Genomic DNA, 18,557 nt, shown 5'->3' with positions numbered 1-18,557 from the left:
AGAAGATTGTTATAAAACTGTATAACACTTTTCTTTTATGAATCATATCAAGATGTGTTACTTCTCGCTATGCGTAAGACAGTTAGAATTGACACTATATACGATGAAAATATCAAAAATTGCCATCAAAAAAAAATTAAAACTCGATAAAGTAGTATGCAACAAGTTGCAAAGCCAAACTTAAAGGATTCATCATGTCAAATAGCTATGCAAATATCTTAAAACCACTCCATCTGGGATTTACGACCATTAAAAATCGTGTCGTGATGGGCTCAATGCACACGGGTTTAGAAGATCGTTTTTATAACTATCCAAAACTTGCTGCATATTTTGGAGAACGTGCCAAAGGTGGTGTTGGGCTAATTATTACAGGGGGGATTTCCCCAAACCGCCAAGGTTGGTTACTCCCCGCTGGTGGTACGATGAATACTTTAGGTGATATTGCACCACATCGTTTAGTCACACATGCGGTACATAAGCATGGTGCAAAAATTCTGATGCAAATTCTGCATGCAGGGCGTTATGGTTATCAGCCATTCGTTGTGTCTTCAAGCCCAATTAAATCGCCGATTTCGATGTTTAAACCACGTCAGATGAGTGACAAACTGATACTTGAAACCATTCAAGATTATGCTGAAACAGCTAGTCTGGCAAAAAAGGCCGGTTATGATGGCGTAGAGATTATGGGTTCAGAAGGCTATTTGCTGAATCAATTTTTAAGTCGTCATGTTAACCAACGTGAAGACCGTTGGGGTGGGCCAATTGAAAATCGTATGCGCTTAGCGGTAGAAATTGTAAAAGCGATTCGTGCTAAAGTTGGTGAAAAGTTTATTATTTGTTTCCGTTTGTCGATGCTCGATTTAGTTCATGATGGTAATACCATGGACGAGGTGATCACTGTTGCACAGGCATTGGAAAAAGCAGGTATTACTTTGCTCAATACAGGGATTGGTTGGCATGAGGCACGTGTACCCACCATTGTCACTTCTGTTCCACGCGCTGCATTTGTAGATTACACAGCAGAAGTGAAAAAGCATGTGGCTGTACCTGTCATTGCTTCTAATCGAATTAATATGCCTGATACTGCTGAAGAAATTTTGGCAACAGGTAAAGCTGATATGGTGCAAATGGCGCGCCCATTATTGGCAGATGCTTTTTGGGTAAGTAAAACCGCAACCAATCGTGTTGATGAAATCAATACTTGTATTGCGTGTAATCAAGCCTGTTTAGATCATAGTTTTCAAAATAAGCGTGCAAGTTGCTTGGTGAACCCACGAGCAGCACATGAAACTGAACTGGTTTATCTCAAAACAAAAAAGCCGAAGAAAATTGCAGTTGTAGGTGGTGGTGTTGCAGGAATGTCTGCAGCCACTATAGCTGCAAGTCGTGGACATCAAGTAACTTTGTTTGAAGCCTCTACTGAGGTCGGTGGACAGTTTAACCTCGCTAAAGTTGTGCCCGGTAAAGAAGAGTTCCATGAAACCATACGTTATTTTAAAGTTCAGATCGAAAAAACTGGTGTAGATTTACGTTTAAATACCAAAGTGAATCGTGAGCAATTAGAGCGTGAAGGTTTTGACGATGTGGTGATCGCAACAGGTGTGATTCCACGTGGTTTAAATATTGAGGGCAGTAACGCACCGCAAGTGTTGTCTTATGCTCAAGTATTACGTGGCGCACCTGTCGGCAATAGAGTTGCTGTTGTCGGTGCAGGTGGTATTGGATTTGATGTATCTGAATACTTGTTAAAACCTGAGCATCAGCCGCAACCACAACCTTTGGCAGATTGGCAACGTGAGTGGGGCGTAGACCCAAATCCGAACTATATGACTGAAGGTGGCTTTGTTCCTGCTGAAGTAGAGCAACCGGTTCGTCAAATATATTTGATGCAACGTAAAACCACACCTCTTGGTATTGGTTTAGGTAAAACCTCTGGTTGGGTACACCGTGCACAATTGAAAAAACATGCAGTAAGAATGATGCGTGGTGTGCAATATAAGTCTGTAACCAATGAAGGATTATGGATTGAAAGCAATGGTCATGATCAATTGTTACGAGTCGATACGATTGTGGTGTGTGCAGGTCAGGAATCCGTTAAGGATTTAATGCCTCTAGAGGGGGAGTCAACTTTAGCAAATTACCATATTATCGGTGGTGCAAAATTGGCTGGTGAGCTTGATGCCAAGCGTGCGATTCGTGAAGGTGCTGAAATAGCAGCTAAACTTTAATCAAAATCATCTATTTTGATGAAACAATATGCATTTGAATGGTTTAAGTCTATTTTTTTCTTGTCAGAATTGGAAAAGCTTAGTATTCTTGCGCACATGGAAGCGTGGCAGAGCGGTTTAATGCACCGGTCTTGAAAACCGACGAGGGTGTGAGTCCTCCGTGAGTTCGAATCTCACCGCTTCCGCCAAATATTTTAAAAGGCCCTTGTTTTTACAAGGGCCTTTTTTTTATGTGTATTTTTTTCTCACACTGTAACTCACATAAAATTTTAGATTAGATGACATTAATTGGGTGTATTTAGGGCATTGTAGGAATAGTCACTCATTTAGTTTAAATTTCTACAAGCTCATAAAATGACGTTCATCAAATAAAAAATCCCAATTAGTGACTCAGGGGCTGTGAATTGATCCTAAACGAAAAAATGGACATATAGTCGCTTTAAAGCTAATGCAATATTAACTTTGGAGATGTAAAAATGGCTAAATGCTTTAGTCGTGAAGTTAAACACTAAGCAATAGATTATGCGCTTTCGAATTTATATGTGTCTGTAGTTGCAATCGGCCAGAAATCAGGGGGAAGCTATTTAACATTAGACAATTTGAAAACTTATTTAAATTACAATAGGTCGGTGTTTGGTGAAAATCTCTGCTGATGCAAAAACAGCTGTTTGTGCATCCACATCAAGTTTTAAATCATTCACTAGTACAGGCTTTACTAAATAGTATGTGATTGATAGTGGGAGCAATTTTTCTATTTCTAATTTTCTTATTAATAACATAAATTATCAGTGTGCTTTATAAAATGAATTTTAAGGTAATTCTTGTTGGCCAATTCTATTTTGTTTCATGCTATGGAATCGCTTTGAAGAACTTTGATAAAGGATTAAATAATCCGTCTCAGCCATACAATGAAATTGATTCTAAAATGAAATTGATTCTAAAATATTAAGTGAAAATATAAATAAACCAATTCCAAACAGTCATGATGATTAATTTAATGCATTGATATCACAACCGAATGGGCATATTTTATCCCAAGCAACAATAGATAAAATAAAAATGGTACTCAAGCAAATGCCTAATCAGGAGGTTGCACACTATTTGTCGAAAGCATTTCCTTTAAACAATTTTAGTTCTATTCAAAATAAAAAACAGTTTTCAGAAAGGCTATTAGAAGTACTCACGAGTGAAGCTAGTGTTTCTAAAGAAGATATATAAGGTAAACTCATTTTATCTAGAAATCAAAGTAATAACTCACAGTCTGTGCACATGTCGGAAGTTTATAAGAATCGACTAATCATTGCTTACTTCGATACATTAGGGAAACTATCGAAAATTGATCAGGTTTTGTGAAATGAGTGAATAAGTATAATTATTTACGCTTCAGCCTGTAAATCCTCAAAGTGATCAAAACTGGGTGAGTTATGTTCTATTTGATGGTTAGAAAACGGGTGATTATGCGATTCAGTAGTATCAGGTTGATGATATGTTAACTCCTATTGCTCAAGCCTATTATTCGATTGGACAAGTGTTGGATTAATTTAAAATCCAAAAAGAGCACTCTTTATTTTATTTAAAATATTGAATTTATATATATTTTTATTTAGAAATTATATTCTTAATTTTTATTATTGAAATTGATTAGAATTATACACGGCGTCCTATTTACAAAACGTAATAATTTAAACATAATTAAATGTGAAACTCATCACAATCACTATTGACATGAATAATTTTAAATTTAATAAACTTACTTTGTGTGTTTTTTTTACGATTTTAGCAACAACAATACAAGCTGCAGAACCACAGCCGCGTCCAGATTTAGAATTAGATGCTGTTCAGCGCCAGCAACAACGTGATCAAGCATTACAAAAGCAATTACAGCCCGAAGCTATAGTGCAAACGGGATTAGAAAAACAACTTCAAACCCAAACACAACTGCACTATCTAAAATCAAACAGTGAAGATGTATGTTTTGAAATTAAAAAATTTGTGTTGATGGGAGAGGATGCGCATCAATTTACTTTTGCTATGCGCTCCGTCACGCAAGGTGAACATAATCTCATTGGCCGATGTATTGGGGTACAAGGCTTAAACCAAGCCTTAGATCTGATTCAAAACAGTATTATTAGTCATGGTTATGTCACCACCCGCATGCTGCTCCCTCAACAAAATATTGCTTCGGGTGAGATTAAACTACAAGTGATTGCTGGGAAAGTAGATCAAATTCAATTTGTTCAAGGGACGTCTAAGCGTGCTCACAAATTTAATGCCTTGCCTGTTCGCTCTGGGGATATTTTAAATATTCGGGATATTGAACAAGGCTTAGAAAACTTTAAACGTGTGCCGACTGTTGAGGCAGACTTTAAAATCAAACCCTCAGAACAACGTAATCAACCCGGCTATAGTGATTTAGAACTGGCATGGCAACAATCAAAACCCTATCGGATTCATTTGGGGGTTGATGATGCAGGCTCAGATTCAACTGGGAAGTATCAAGGTACAGCAACCTTATCTTTAGACCATCTGTTTACTGCAAATGACCTGTTTTATGGTAGTTATAACCATGATTTGGGCGGAGGAGATCAAGGTAAACGAGGGACAGATGGCTATTACTTAAGTTATAGCATTCCACTCAAATATTGGTTACTTAGCACCAGTTATAGTCAGTCTGATTATAACCAAACGGTTGCAGGTGATAGCCAAAGCTATAACTATAGCGGCAAAAGCAAACTGATCGGGGCTGATTTATCTCGGGTACTTTATCGTGATGCCAAACGAAAAACTACAGCCAGTGTAGGAGGCTGGTATCGGGAATCACAAAACTTTATCAATGATGTAGAAATTGAAGTACAACGTCGAAAAACTGGTGGCTGGAAAGCCAGTCTGGATCATATAGAATATCTAGCCAATTCGACATTAACAGGCAATTTAACCTATAAACGAGGCACAGGTGCATTTAATGCAATGCATGCACCTGAAGAAGAGTTTGGCGAAGCCTATACCCATGTCGGTATTTTACAAGCCAATGCCAGTCTGCAAGTGCCATTTAAAGTGGGTAATCAATCGCTACAGTATCTCGCTGAATGGCGAACACAATATAGTAAAAAACCCCTGACCCCACAAGATCGATTCTCGATTGGGAATCGCTATACGGTAAGAGGGTTTGATGGTGAACAGACCTTATTGGCAGATAATGGATTTTTAGTGCGTAATGAAATCAGTGGCTCGATGTTTAAGCTTCCGATGCAATGGTACACCGGAATTGACTATGGTGAAGTGGGGGGTAAAACCGCACATGAGCCAAATCCATTGTTGGGAACAAGTTTAATGGGTGCTGCCTTTGGATTACGTGGGCAAGTCTTAAAATCGGTCAATTATGACGTTTTTGTTGGGACGCCGTTAAAAAAACCAGACCACTTTAAAACAGACAATGTGACGACAGGATTTAGCCTGAACTGGATGTATTAATCCATTACATTCAATGTCCATATGCAACATTCAATCTTGAAAAAATATTAAAACATTTAGGTAAAACATTATGAATAAGAATCGTTATCGCGTTATTTTTAGCCAAGCACGTGGCATGTTTATTGCGGTTGCTGAGATTGTAAAAAGCCGTACCAAAACAGCGGGGCAATCACATGCTGTTGGTGAAATCGAGATAGAGGATGTCACGGGAGCATCTTCAATCACTTATAAAAAACTCAATCCTGTTAATTTTGCTGTGGTGAGCCTATTGGGTGCAGCAATTTACACCTTGCCGATGGCGACGATTGCTGAAAGTCAAATTGTGGCAGATCGATCAGCACCAAACTCACAACAAGCCACCATTCTCAACAGCAGCAATGGCTTGACCCAAGTCAATATTCAAACCCCAAGTGCCGGTGGTGTCTCTCGCAATACCTATAGCCAATTTGATGTGGGGCAGGAAGGTGCGATTTTAAATAATGCACGAAATAATACCCAAACCCAATTGGGTGGCTGGGTACAAGGTAATCCATGGCTCGCCAAAGGTGAAGCCAAGGTCATCCTGAATGAAGTGAACAGCAGTAATCCGAGTCAATTAAAGGGCTATTTGGAGGTTGCGGGTAAACAAGCGCAAGTGGTGATTGCCAATCCATCTGGTTTGGTCTGTGATGGCTGTGGGGTGATTAACGCAGATCGTTTTACCTTAACCACGGGTCAAGCAGTAATGCATCAAGGTTATCTTGATTCATTCCGAGTACGTGAAGGGCAAGTTACGATTGAAGGGAAAGGCTTAAATGGAAGCTTAACCCCTTATACCGATATTTATGCACGTGCTTTAAATGTCAATGCGGGTCTATATGCCAATGAGCTAAAAACCGTGTTGGGTCAAAACGACATCAATGTTCAAGATCCAAACTCAGCAAAAATTAGTGCAACAACAAGTACCCCATCTTCACCTACACCGAGCTTTGCCCTTGATGTTGGAAAATTAGGTGGGATGTATGCTGGAAAAATCTATTTGGTCGGTACTGAAAAAGGTTTAGGGGTACGTAATGCAGGGTCACTCAATGCTTTGAGCGGTCAAATGCATTTAAATGCCAATGGTGACTTAATCAATACAGGCAATATGATTGCCAATAAAGATCAAATTCTAATTCAGGCAAGCAATGTAAAAAACAGCGGTAATATCAGTAGTACACAACAACAAATACAGATTCAAGCCGACAATATTCAAAACACTGGGCTGATTGCGACTCGTGATGAAATTAAGCTCAATGCTCAAGGCAAGATTGATAATAATGAGGGGGTGATTAACGCAGGACGAATTGATTTTACTGCACAAAACTTAACCAATAATAAAGGTAAAATCGAGCAAACAGGTCAGCAACAACTCAACATTGCTGCAAAAAACTTAGACAATACTCAAGGCTTAATTGGTCAGGCAACCGTCGATCCTAGCGGGACAGGACAAACACCGGGTGGAACCACATCGCCAAGTGTGACTGATCCTGAGCAACAGTCTTCAGCGCAAGACTCAAGTACGGTTGAAGTTGCACCTACAGATTTGACACCCAAGGTTTTCCAAGCAGGAAATATTCAGATTGCTCAAGATATTGCCAATATTGAAGGTGCAATTGTTAACAATGCAGATATCAGTCTAAACGTACAAGACAGCATTAAAAACAATGGAGGTGAAATTCAACTGCCTGAATTGCAATTTAATGGACAAAACTTTGACAACCAACAAGGTAAATTCACTGCGAATGTGGTGAATATCAATGCACAGCAGGTGGATAATCAAAAAGGTGTCATTAGTGCCAATCAAAGCTTTGATTTAACTGCACAGCAACTCAATAACAATCAAGGCCGTTTACAAAGCGCCAAGACATTCAATTTAAATTCAGCTGAGATTGATAATCGCCAAGGTCAAATACTTGCTGCGGATGCATTAACGCTAAATTCTGCAAATACCAATAATACCCAAGGCATCATCGGTTCAGTCAATGCGGATGCCAAGCTGTCTATTCAAACTTTAGACAATCGTAAAGGGGAGATTTCAGCACAGAATGTACACCTGACAGGTCAGATTTTAAACAATCAACAGGGTACAATTCAATCCAAAACAGCAGATCTAAACATCAATGTTGATCAAATTGATAATGGTACGATGCAGGATTCAGCAGGGAATCTGATTGCTGCGCAAAATCTTAAATTGAATGCCCAGCAGTTACAAAGTACTGGGCAAATCTATGCTGGCAATAGTGCTGATTTAACTGTGAATCAGTTACAACAGCATGGTCAGCTTGCTGCGCAGAACAAAATCAAGGTTCAAGCAAATACCATCACCAGTGATAAAAATGCAGTATGGGCAGCTGGATTAGACAAAGATGGTAAACTCAGCAATACAGACGCCACACTGAATATTGATGCGCAACAGGTTCAACTGGCAGGGAAAATTTTGTCAGGTGCTGAGTTGCAAATTAAAGCAGCTCAAACAGCAGACTTAAGTCAAAGTGAAAGCCAAGCCAAAAATATAAACATTGCTACAACCCAACTGAATACCAACAATGTAAAAATTATTGCAGATGAGCAACTGGATTTAACCGCAACAGAAAGTATTGTCAATGAAAAAGGGCAATATAGTGCAAAACAGGTCAATCTTAATACAGCACAGTTGAATAACAACCAAGGTTTAATTCAACACACAGGTAAAAATGATTTTATTCTGGATGTCGCAAATCAGATTGATAACAATGCTGGACAGATCATCAGTAATGCTACAGGTACAGAAATCAAGACCAATGCATTGAACTCTGTTGCAGGTGAAATTTTACATGCAGGTGATCAACAGCTAAAAATCACAGCACAAAACCTACAAGGACAACAAGGCAAAATCCAAAGTAACAGCCATCTACAACTCGATCTAGGCATTACCAATTTAGATCAAGCGCTTACATCTGCACAAAATATTGATTTGAATGCAACTGAACTGAGCCATCAACAAGGGCAATTGCTTCAAAGTGATGCCAATGGGCAGTTGAAAGTGAATGTTGCACAAACATTGAATAATAGCTCAGGTGTGATTAGTGCTGCTGGTAGCGCTCAGCTGAATGTTACTCAACTGAATAACAGTGCAGCTAAGCTTCTTGTAGATAAACAACTTGGGATAAAAGCTGATGATATCAACAATACACAAGGTACTGTATATACAGACGATTCGCTTAGTATCATTGCAAAACATGGCATTAATAATCAGCAAGGTATCTTAGCAGCCAAACAAGCGGTATACGTAAAGGCACAATCATTAAATAATACAGAGGGTACAGTTCAATCCGAACAGTCAAATCTTGATCTCAGTATCAGTGGAGCGCTGGATAATCAACGTGGAAAACTGCTGTCTAATCAAGATATCAGTATTCAAAGTCTAAGTTTAAACAATGCATCTGGAACAATTTTTTCTAATCAAGGCTTAAACTTAGATGTAGACGGGGGAATTGAAAATCAGTCTGGTACAATTGCTGCCAATAACAATATCTCAGTTAATGCTCAATCATTAGATAATACTTCAGGGCAAATACGCTCTGAAAAACAACATTTAAATATTATTACTCAGCAAAATTTAAACAATGATTCAGGCGTTATTGTGGCAGCAAAAAATGTTGCGATCACTGCACAGGATCTATCTTCTCAAAATGGACAAATTCAAGCAGGTCAACATGCTGATTTAACCGTTCAATCTTTGGATAATACTTCTGGTACACTCTATGCAGATGGTCAATTAAAATTAAATGCTTTAGCGCATATTAACAATCAAGATGGTGTGATCGCGGCTAACCAAGGATTTAATTTAAATGCAGCTTCATTATCAAATAATGCTGGTAAATTAATTGCACAGCAATCTGCAATGCAGCTCGATATTGCCAACGAATTAAGCAATATCAAAGGCGAGATTTCAGCCGCGCAAGACTTAACAATGAATAGTGGTCATTGGAATAATGTTGAAGGTAAAGCTGTAGCGGGTCAAAAATTACACCTAAATACCGCTACATTAGACAATCATCTTGGTGTGATTTATGCACAAGACCAGTCTAAGATTGTAGCCACTGGTCAAGTGAATAATACTTCAGGGGTTATTGCGTCTAAACAGATTGATTTAACCTCACAGTCATTGCTTAATGATTTGGGTAAAATCAGAGCAGAACAAGGTTCGTTAAATTTATCTGTAAACAATGAGCTGAGTAATCTGTCAGGTGAAATATTTGCACAACAAGAAGCAAATTTAAAAGCGCAGCAAATCAATAATCAAAAAGGTAAAATACAGAGTATTTTAAAAACCAAGATTGAAACAAACACTTTAGATAATCAATCTGGAACAATTTATAGCCAAGATCAACTACAACTGTTGGCACAGTCAGCAATTCAAAATCAGCAAGGTATAATCGCTGCACAAAAAGATCTACAGATAAACAGTACAGATTTAAATAATGAGCAAGGTATTATTCAATCAGAACAGGGACGCGCAGATTTAACTGTACAAGGTGCATTGAATAATCATCAGGGCGAATTATTTGCAAGTAAAGGATTAAATGTTGTTGCTCAAGGGATTGATAATCGCTTAGGGCAAATCTCATCGTTAGAAAAATTGAATTTAGACAGTCAATTACAAACATTGAATAATGAATCAGGTAAAATTTTAGCAGATCAAATTTTGCTAAAAACTGGCTTGCTTAATAATAATTCAGGTTTGATCCAATCTAATTCTGAATTAAGCATCGATACCAATCAGCATGATTTGTTGAATCAAAATTCTGGTGCTCGTGGTGGAATACTCAGCCAAGGAAAACTTAATTTAACCCATGTCCAACAGTTATTAAATGATAACGGCATTCTTGCTTCAGCAGATGATGTAGAAATCAGCGCACAGCAATTATCCAATCAAAAAGGACAAATCAATAGTCAAGGCAATCTAACAATTGCTCAACAACAGTCAAGTGGGGTGCTGAATAACCAAGGTCAAATTCAAGCATTAAAAAATATTCAAATTCATACCGACCAATTGAACAACAGTGGTCAAGGCAGCCATATTGTTGCTGCTGAGGATTTATCAATCCAAGCGCAAGTGATCGACAATCGACAAAATTTAGATGATACGATTTTGGGTGGTTTAGATGCCCAAAATATCCAATTAAATGCACGTGAGTTAAATAACCAATCTGGTGTAATTAGAGCAAGCAAAGATGCATCACTTTTGATTCAGCAGAACTTTGATAATCAACAAGGCAGTGTGACCAGCCTAGGGACATTATTGATTGGCGATTCTCAAAAAACCTTAAATATTAAGAATACTCAAGGGGAACTCATCGCGCAAAATCGGTTAGCAATCAGTGCGAACAATTTAATCAATCAAGGTAAAATCATTAGCCTTGGTGATGCTGAATTGAATTTAAAGCAAAGTTATACACATCAGCAAGGTGATGAACTGAGTGCCAATGGTTTACTGAAGATCAATAGCGAACACGATTTCATCAATCAATCTGTCCTAAGTGCAGGCAAAGGCCTTACTGTAAATGCTCAGAATATTTTAAATCAAACTGGGGCGAGTATTAGTAGTATTGAAACGCATTTAATCGCCAACGATGTACTACATAATCAAGGTTTAATTAATGGTGAGTTAACCCACTTAAAAGCAAACTTAGTCTGGAATGATGGTGCTAAAATTTATGGTGATCATATTGCTATACAAGCACAGACCTTAAATAACAAATCGAACGGCTCTTGCGTCGGGACAGAGCAGTGCTCTGCTAGTCCTTCCTCAGGCGCAGTTATTGCTTCACGTGGAGATATTGATTTAGGGATTGATATTTTAAATAACCAAGCAGGAGGTTTGATCAATAGTGACTCAAAAGACAATGCTTGGATATTGAGTATGGGGCAATTAAATGTTGGGGGCTCACTGGATGGTAATTATCAAGCACAAGGTCAAGCCCAACTGATTAATAATCGTAGTGCAACCATTGAGTCTCAAGGCAATATGCGACTCACTGCAAAAGAAATTCAAAATTTAAATGATAATTTTTCAGTACATCAAGTATTAGAGTCTTCCAAATTTGTACATAGTTATGAGGATAATCGACATCCTGGGATTGATGTTGCAGATTTGCTTGTTGAGCTGGAGAGAGACGGTGGTTTTTACTGGCTTGTGTTAAGTGATGGGCGACGTTTACGTACCTATAATATTTTTGAATATGATAAAGAAACCTATGTTCCCGAAGTATTAACCAGTACACCTGGGCAAATATTGAGTGGGGGCAATATGTTGCTTCAATCTGATCATATCGTAAATGATCAGAGCCAAATACTTGCAGCAGGCGTATTAAAGGTAGAAGGAACTGATATTGATAACAAAGCCTATTTAGCAAATAAACTCATTCAATTTAAAAATCCAAAAAAATGGTTTTATGATTCTGGTCGAAAGAGTTCAATGGCCTATACGCCTGCTGATGAGACAGAGCCATATCAGTTAAGTGGCCTTTATGGTGGCAATAAAGTTATTGCTGTTCCAACGACAGAGATTAAAGACAAGACCAATGACACTGTTCAAGTGGATGTAACAGGTTCCAAACAAGCGCAAGCACTTGAATATGAAAAACAACAGGCTCAACAAAAGCAAGTTGCAGTGGATGCTGGACAACAGGTCAACGTTAAACAATCAGAAAATGCACAAAATCAGCAGATTGGTGAGCTTGATCCGAATGGTTCACAACAGCAAGTCCAACCAACTGAAAATCAAAAAGTTGATTCAGCTCAACAGCTAAATGCTTTAGACAAGCAGGTGTCTGGGGTAGACAAAGCATCTGACTATGAAGTGCGTAGTGTAGAACAAAAGACAATTACCTTGCCAAGTAATGCGTTGTATAGCACAACCAAAGATAGCCAAGCGCAGTATTTGGTAGAAACTGATCCAGCATTTAGCCAATATAAAAAATGGCTATCATCCGATTACATGCTGAGTGCACTTGGTTTAGATCCAGCAAATCAACAAAAACGACTAGGTGATGGTTTTTATGAGCAACGTTTGGTGCAAGATCAAATTGCACAATTGACAGGGCATCGTTTTTTATCTGGTTATGGTAGTGATGAAGAGCAATATAAAGCTTTAATGAACAACGGCTTAACCTTTGCTAAAAGTTATAATTTACGTCCTGGAATTGCTTTAACTGCTGCCCAGATTGCACAGCTCACCAGTGATATTGTGTGGTTAGAAGAAAAAACCATCACATTGGCAGATGGGACAAGCAGTAAAGTATTGGTTCCACAAGTTTATGTTCGAGCAAGACCTGGTGATTTAAAAGGTGATGGTACTTTGATCAGTGCTGATCAAGTGCAACTGAATATGAACGGTGATGTGCTTAATCAAGCGACGATCGCTGGACGTGAAGCACTCATCATCAATGCAAATAATGTCAACCAATTGGCTGGACGAATGGAAGCCAATCGTGTTGGAATTAAAACGCAAAATGATTTAAACAATATTGGCAGTCAGATTGTTGCAAAAGAAGCAGCATCTTTTGATATTGGCGGAAATTTAAATGTAAATAGTACATTGACCAGTAATAATAAACAAAAAGGCCGGAGTAATTATGGTTTTACCGCTATAGATCGCAAAGCAGGGATCTATGTGGGTAATAACCAGACTAGCTCAGTGGAAGGTAGTGATAATTTAAAAACGACTTTAAATATCAAAGTGGCTGGTAATACCACATTGAAAGGCGCAGAAATTTTAAATAGCAATGGTTCAACCATTCTACAAACGCAAGGGGATGTAAATTTAGCGACATTACAAACAGAGCGGATTAACAATAGTTATAAAAATAATAAAAATTATGACTTTAGTACAACGCAACAAGATGTAGGTAATCAAATCGTTGCAAAAGGCGACTTAACATTGACTGGGAAAAATATTGATATTACAGGTTCTCAGGTCAGTAGTGTGCTAGGTCGGACGACTTTAAGTGCTGAAGAACAACTCAATATTCAAGAAGGGCGTGCTCGTAGTACAGTTGAACATGCAGATGAAGTGAAGAAAAAGAGCTTTTTAAGCAGTAAAACAACCCAAACTTACCGAAAAGATAAGTCAGATGAGGGCATAGCCAGTACTGTTGATGGTAAGCAAGTTATTTTAGATGCCAAAAATGTCAAGATACAAGGCAGTAAAATAATTTCAGATGAATTAACACAAATTCAGGCCAAAGAAAATGTCAGTATTACCGCTGCTGAAAACCAATACCTAAATGAGTCAGAAAAGCGTGTTAAAAAATCTGGTTTTACTGCAAGCCTCTCAGGTGGTGTAGCCAGTATTGGTTATGGTAAATCAAATGTAAAAGCTCAGCAGGATAATCAATCAACTGAGTTACTGCAAAGTAAAATTATAAGTACGCAAGGAAATACCAATATTCTAGCAGGCAAGGATTTGAAAGCGGAAGCCGCTATTTTGGGTGCAGGCAAAGACCTCAATCTACAAGGTGCTAATGTTAGTCTAAATGCAGGATATGAAAGTAGTAAGCAACATACAAAGGTACAGAGTAAAAACTCAGGTTTTTCAGTTGGGTTAACCTATTCACCTGCAACAGCAGCGGCTTCAACCTATAAGAAAAATGCCGATAATGGTCAATTTAGTGATAGTGCTGTAGGTCAGGTGATGTCACGAGCGGATGCTGTTGATAAAGCATTGATGGCCGCACAAACGCCTATTGTGCTGACTGCAGGAAATCAAAAATCCAATCAAAGTAGTAACTATACAAATACTCAAGCCGTTGTGACTCAAGCAGAAGCAAAAGGTAATTTAAATATCATTGCAACAGGCGGAAATATTAATAGCCAAGGTGCACAACTCGCTGCTGAAGGCGATGCACTGTTACATGCTAAAGATAACATTAACTTGAACTATGTGACTGATCGTCAAGATCAGACTGCAAATAGTAAACAAAGTGGGTTTAGCGTTGATACACGAAATTGGACTGCGCCTGCAGGTGTTTATAATAATAAAGACAAAGGTCAAGGAAATGTAGATAAGGTTACAGGTACCCAACTTTCTGTGGGTGGAAAAACCACATTACAAACAGAAAAAGGTGACATCAATATCCTTGGCAGTTCAGTCGCTTCACAAGGTGATGTGAAGATCAATGCTGCGAATGATGTCAATATTAAATCAGCACAGAGTAGTCAAAGCCAAAGTCAAAGCAGTTCAAATAAAGGCATTGGTAGTGCTCAGATTTCAGATACTGAACAATTTTATGGCTATATGAAGGGTAACAACCAAAGCAATAGTCAAAGTATTGAACAGCAACGTAGCCAAGTCGGAAGTTTAGAGGGCAATGTTAATATTCAGGCAGGGAATCACTATAATCAGCAAGTTGCAGATATTGTTGCCAATAAAGATATCAATATTACTGCAAAACAAATCAGTGTATTGGATGATTACAATACTGGAAGCTCAGACAGTTCATCGAAAGATTTAAAAGTCGGTGTATTTAAACGGATAAGTTCACCAATTTTAGATTTGCTGGGTTCGGCAGACAAAGCCGCTAAAGGCAATGCCGCAGATGATCGTACCCAAGCTTTACAGGGATTGGCAGCGGGTGCGCAAGCCTATCAAAGTTATAGTGACATCAAAGGCGGTTCAGTTGCTAAAGCTGAGGCTGGTATAGGTTTTAGTACCAGTAAAAATCAACAAAGCAATAGCTATGCAACTTCACAACCAAACCAGATCAGCGCGGGTGGTAACGTTAATCTCACCAGTACAGCAGGTGATATTCATTTACAGAATACTCAAGTCAAAGCGAAAGAAACAATAAGCTTAGATTCGGCTCAAAATATTCTTTTAGAATCAGGACAAAGCAAAGAAAAGGCGCAGGGGAAAAATAGTAATGCTGGCTTAAGTGTCGGTGTCGGTGCATCGGTAGGGGCACAAACAGGTGCGTATATCTATGCTGAGGCAGGCTATGGTAAAGGCAGTAATCAGCTTGATCGTAATACGCATAGTCAAACAACATTAGAAGCCAATAAAGTGAGTTTGACGAGTAAGGGTGATACAACTTTGGCTGGCGCTAAAGCCACAGCAAATCGTATTGATGCGGATGTCGGTGGCAAGCTCAGTATCATCAGTCAACAAGACCAAGTTGAACAAAAGATAGAACAAAGTGGTGCAGGAGCACGTCTCCAAGCTTCATTGGGTACAGCATGGCAAGCGTCTGGAAATCTATCCAACAGTAGCGCAAACGGTTCATCCAATAGCGTGAATCAGCAAGCAGGCCTATTCGCGGGTGATGGTGGTTACCATGTCAAAGCAGATCAAGTTGATCTCAAAGGTGGTGCAATTGTTTCTACCGCGAAGAAAGAAAATAATGATTTAACGGCGAATCGTTTGACGTTTAGCGATATCAAAAATAACAGTAGTTATGATGCGACTTCGGTGAGTTTATCTGGTGGAACACGCTTTGGAGAAGAAACCAAAACAGATAATCAGGGAAATAAATATACCAATAACGTCAATTGGCGAGATAGCACGACCTTTAGCCCAAGCTTACCACAACATGAATCAGACAAAGACAGCAGTGTTACCCGTGCGACCTTAAGCGAAGGTAATATCACGATTGGTGGTCAAGCAACAACGACTACAGCGTTAGGGATCCATAGTGATGCGAGTACAGCACATAGAAGTGTAGACACATTACCAAATCTACAAGAGATTATCGACAAGCAAAAAACCGTAGCAGATGCGACTTCAACTATTGTGGCAGCAACAAGAACCTATAGTCAAAATCAGCAAAAACAAGCGGAAGCAGAAAAACAAACTGCCAAGCAAGATGTACTAGAACAACTCAATCAAAATAGCGATGCGCTTAATTACTATCAAAGTCTTGACCCTGCAAAACAAGATGAATATTTACGCCAATATTCACCTGACTACGATAAAGCAAGTCAATTAAATCAAGACTGGGGTATGGGTGGAGATAAGAGTCGAGCAGTCAATGCAGTAACTATGGCAGTTACAGGTGCATTGGGTGGTCAAACAGATTTACAAGTTGCAGCCAATGCCCTTGCACCTTATGCAGGAAATATTATTGGAAAAGAGTTAGGTCATGGAGAGGACAAAAACAAAGCAGCTCAGTTGGCTGCCCATGCGATATTGGGAGCAGCACTTGCCTATGTAAATGGTGGTAATCCAGCAGCAGGAGGCAGTGCAGCGGTTGCAACTGAGGCAGCAGCGGATTATCTCACCAATCAATACAAAGACAAAAAAGAATATCAAGATGTCAATGGAGAGTTCCAAGCAAATCTTTTACCAGAAGATGTGAAGACTCAAATTCGAGATCTGACAGCAGCGATAGGAGCTGTGGTTGGTGGAACTGTTGGAGATTCAGCATTTAATGCGCAGCTTGCTGGCGTTGTTGGGCAGAATGCGGTGGAGAATAATATTGATTCACCAGCTGACCGAAAAGATACTAAAGCAAATGCAAACCAACTATATAAATCGGCGTGTGCATCAGCTGGATTGGCGGCAGGTTCTGCTGCATGTAATCAGTATATTCGTAAGGAAACTCTAGTTGTACTTAAAAGTGCAGGGAATTTAACCTTAGATTTTCTTCCCTTTATTGGTGATATTAAAGGATTTGCTGAAGCTACCACCGTTGGAGAGTATGTTTTTGCTACAGCAGGTATTGTGCCTTTAGCTGGCGATGCTGCAAAAAAATATTACCAAGCACAAAAAATGTTTGAAGAAGCCAGTAATGTTCGTGATGTCGCCAAGATGAAAGCAGCGATGAATGATGCTGTACAGGCTTGTTCGGGAGGAGCATGTTTTACAGCTGGAACACTCATTGAAACGAGTGAAGGATTAAAAGCTGTAGAGAAATTCGAAGGTGGTGAGCTTGTTTGGTCAAGGAATGATACTACTTTAGAATATGGCTATCGTCCTGTTATAGCGACAAAAGTGACTGCTGAACAAGCGATATTTGAAGTTGTTATTAAAAATCAACAAGGTAAAGAAGAAACAATTGAAACGACAGCTGAACATCCGTTCTGGATTAAGAATTTTGGTTGGTTAAAGGCTTCATTACTTCAAAGGGGGATGATTTTACTAGATCGAAATAATGAAGAGTTAACAATTGTTAATCAGTTACTGATCCCAAATAAAGTTGAAACTGTTTACAATATTGAAGTTGATGGATTCCATACGTATCATGTTGGTGAGCTGGGTATATGGGTTCATAATGCGAATTGTTGTGAAATCAAAGCACCTAATAGTGCAATTAAACCTCCTACACAAACACCATCTACGATTACAAAGATAGATGGCAAATATTTTGATTTGAAAGCAGGGCAAAAAGGTGCATGGAATAAACTTGCAAATAAACCTGAAGCGAATTCAATCTATAAGTTTGACAATGGTTATACTTACAAAACAGATGCAAATGGTCGTGTAAGTAATGTTGAAGCAAATTTAAAACTTGAAGCTAATGACCGTAACAAATATCAGCAAAGTAATTCAGGTAAAAATAATGGAAGACTTCAAGATGATCATGGTGGTCACTTAATTGCATCCATGTTTAAAGGACCTGGTGAAGGTATAAATATTGTACCTATGGATAAGACTTTTAATGGTGGTGGTGGTGACTGGGGGCTGCTTGAAAAAACATGGCAAAATGCATTGAAGCAAAATAAAGAGGTAAAAGTTTCTATTCAGCCAGTTTATTCAGGTACCAGTAAACGACCAACTTCATTTGTAGTGGAACAACAGATTAATGGTGTTAGCCTTCCAGCACGAAGATTACAGAATACAGCATCAGGAAAATAGTT

Annotated in this window: 3 protein-coding genes and 1 tRNA gene; all 4 read left to right on the top strand. The window is 38.7% G+C overall.

The genetic code is table 11. The annotated features are described in order from the left end of the window. The first annotated feature begins 194 nt into the window (after positions 1 to 194). The 4 genes from AC4CUY_RS14315 (at position 195) to AC4CUY_RS14300 (ending at position 18,555) form a co-directional block, all read left to right on the top strand. Entirely contained in the window at positions 195 to 2,228 is a 2,034-nt protein-coding gene (locus AC4CUY_RS14315) for an oxidoreductase (protein ID WP_336951667.1), read from the top strand. A gap of 98 nt (positions 2,229 to 2,326) precedes the next feature. Beyond that, positions 2,327 to 2,416: transfer RNA gene (locus AC4CUY_RS14310), tRNA-Ser, on the top strand. A gap of 1,537 nt (positions 2,417 to 3,953) precedes the next feature. Next, entirely contained in the window at positions 3,954 to 5,699 is a 1,746-nt protein-coding gene (locus AC4CUY_RS14305) for a ShlB/FhaC/HecB family hemolysin secretion/activation protein (protein WP_490774314.1), read from the top strand. A gap of 70 nt (positions 5,700 to 5,769) precedes the next feature. Then, the gene (locus AC4CUY_RS14300; protein ID WP_490774313.1) at positions 5,770 to 18,555 is read left to right on the top strand and encodes a hemagglutinin repeat-containing protein; all 12,786 of its coding nucleotides are present in this window, start codon (positions 5,770 to 5,772) and stop codon (positions 18,553 to 18,555) included. Positions 18,556 to 18,557: the final 2 nt, after the last annotated feature.

It is taken from the genome of Acinetobacter sp. 778_lipA, assembly GCF_058242985.1.
The sequence above is the reverse complement of the archived record's forward strand: the minus strand, read 5'-3'. Positions and strand labels throughout refer to the sequence as shown.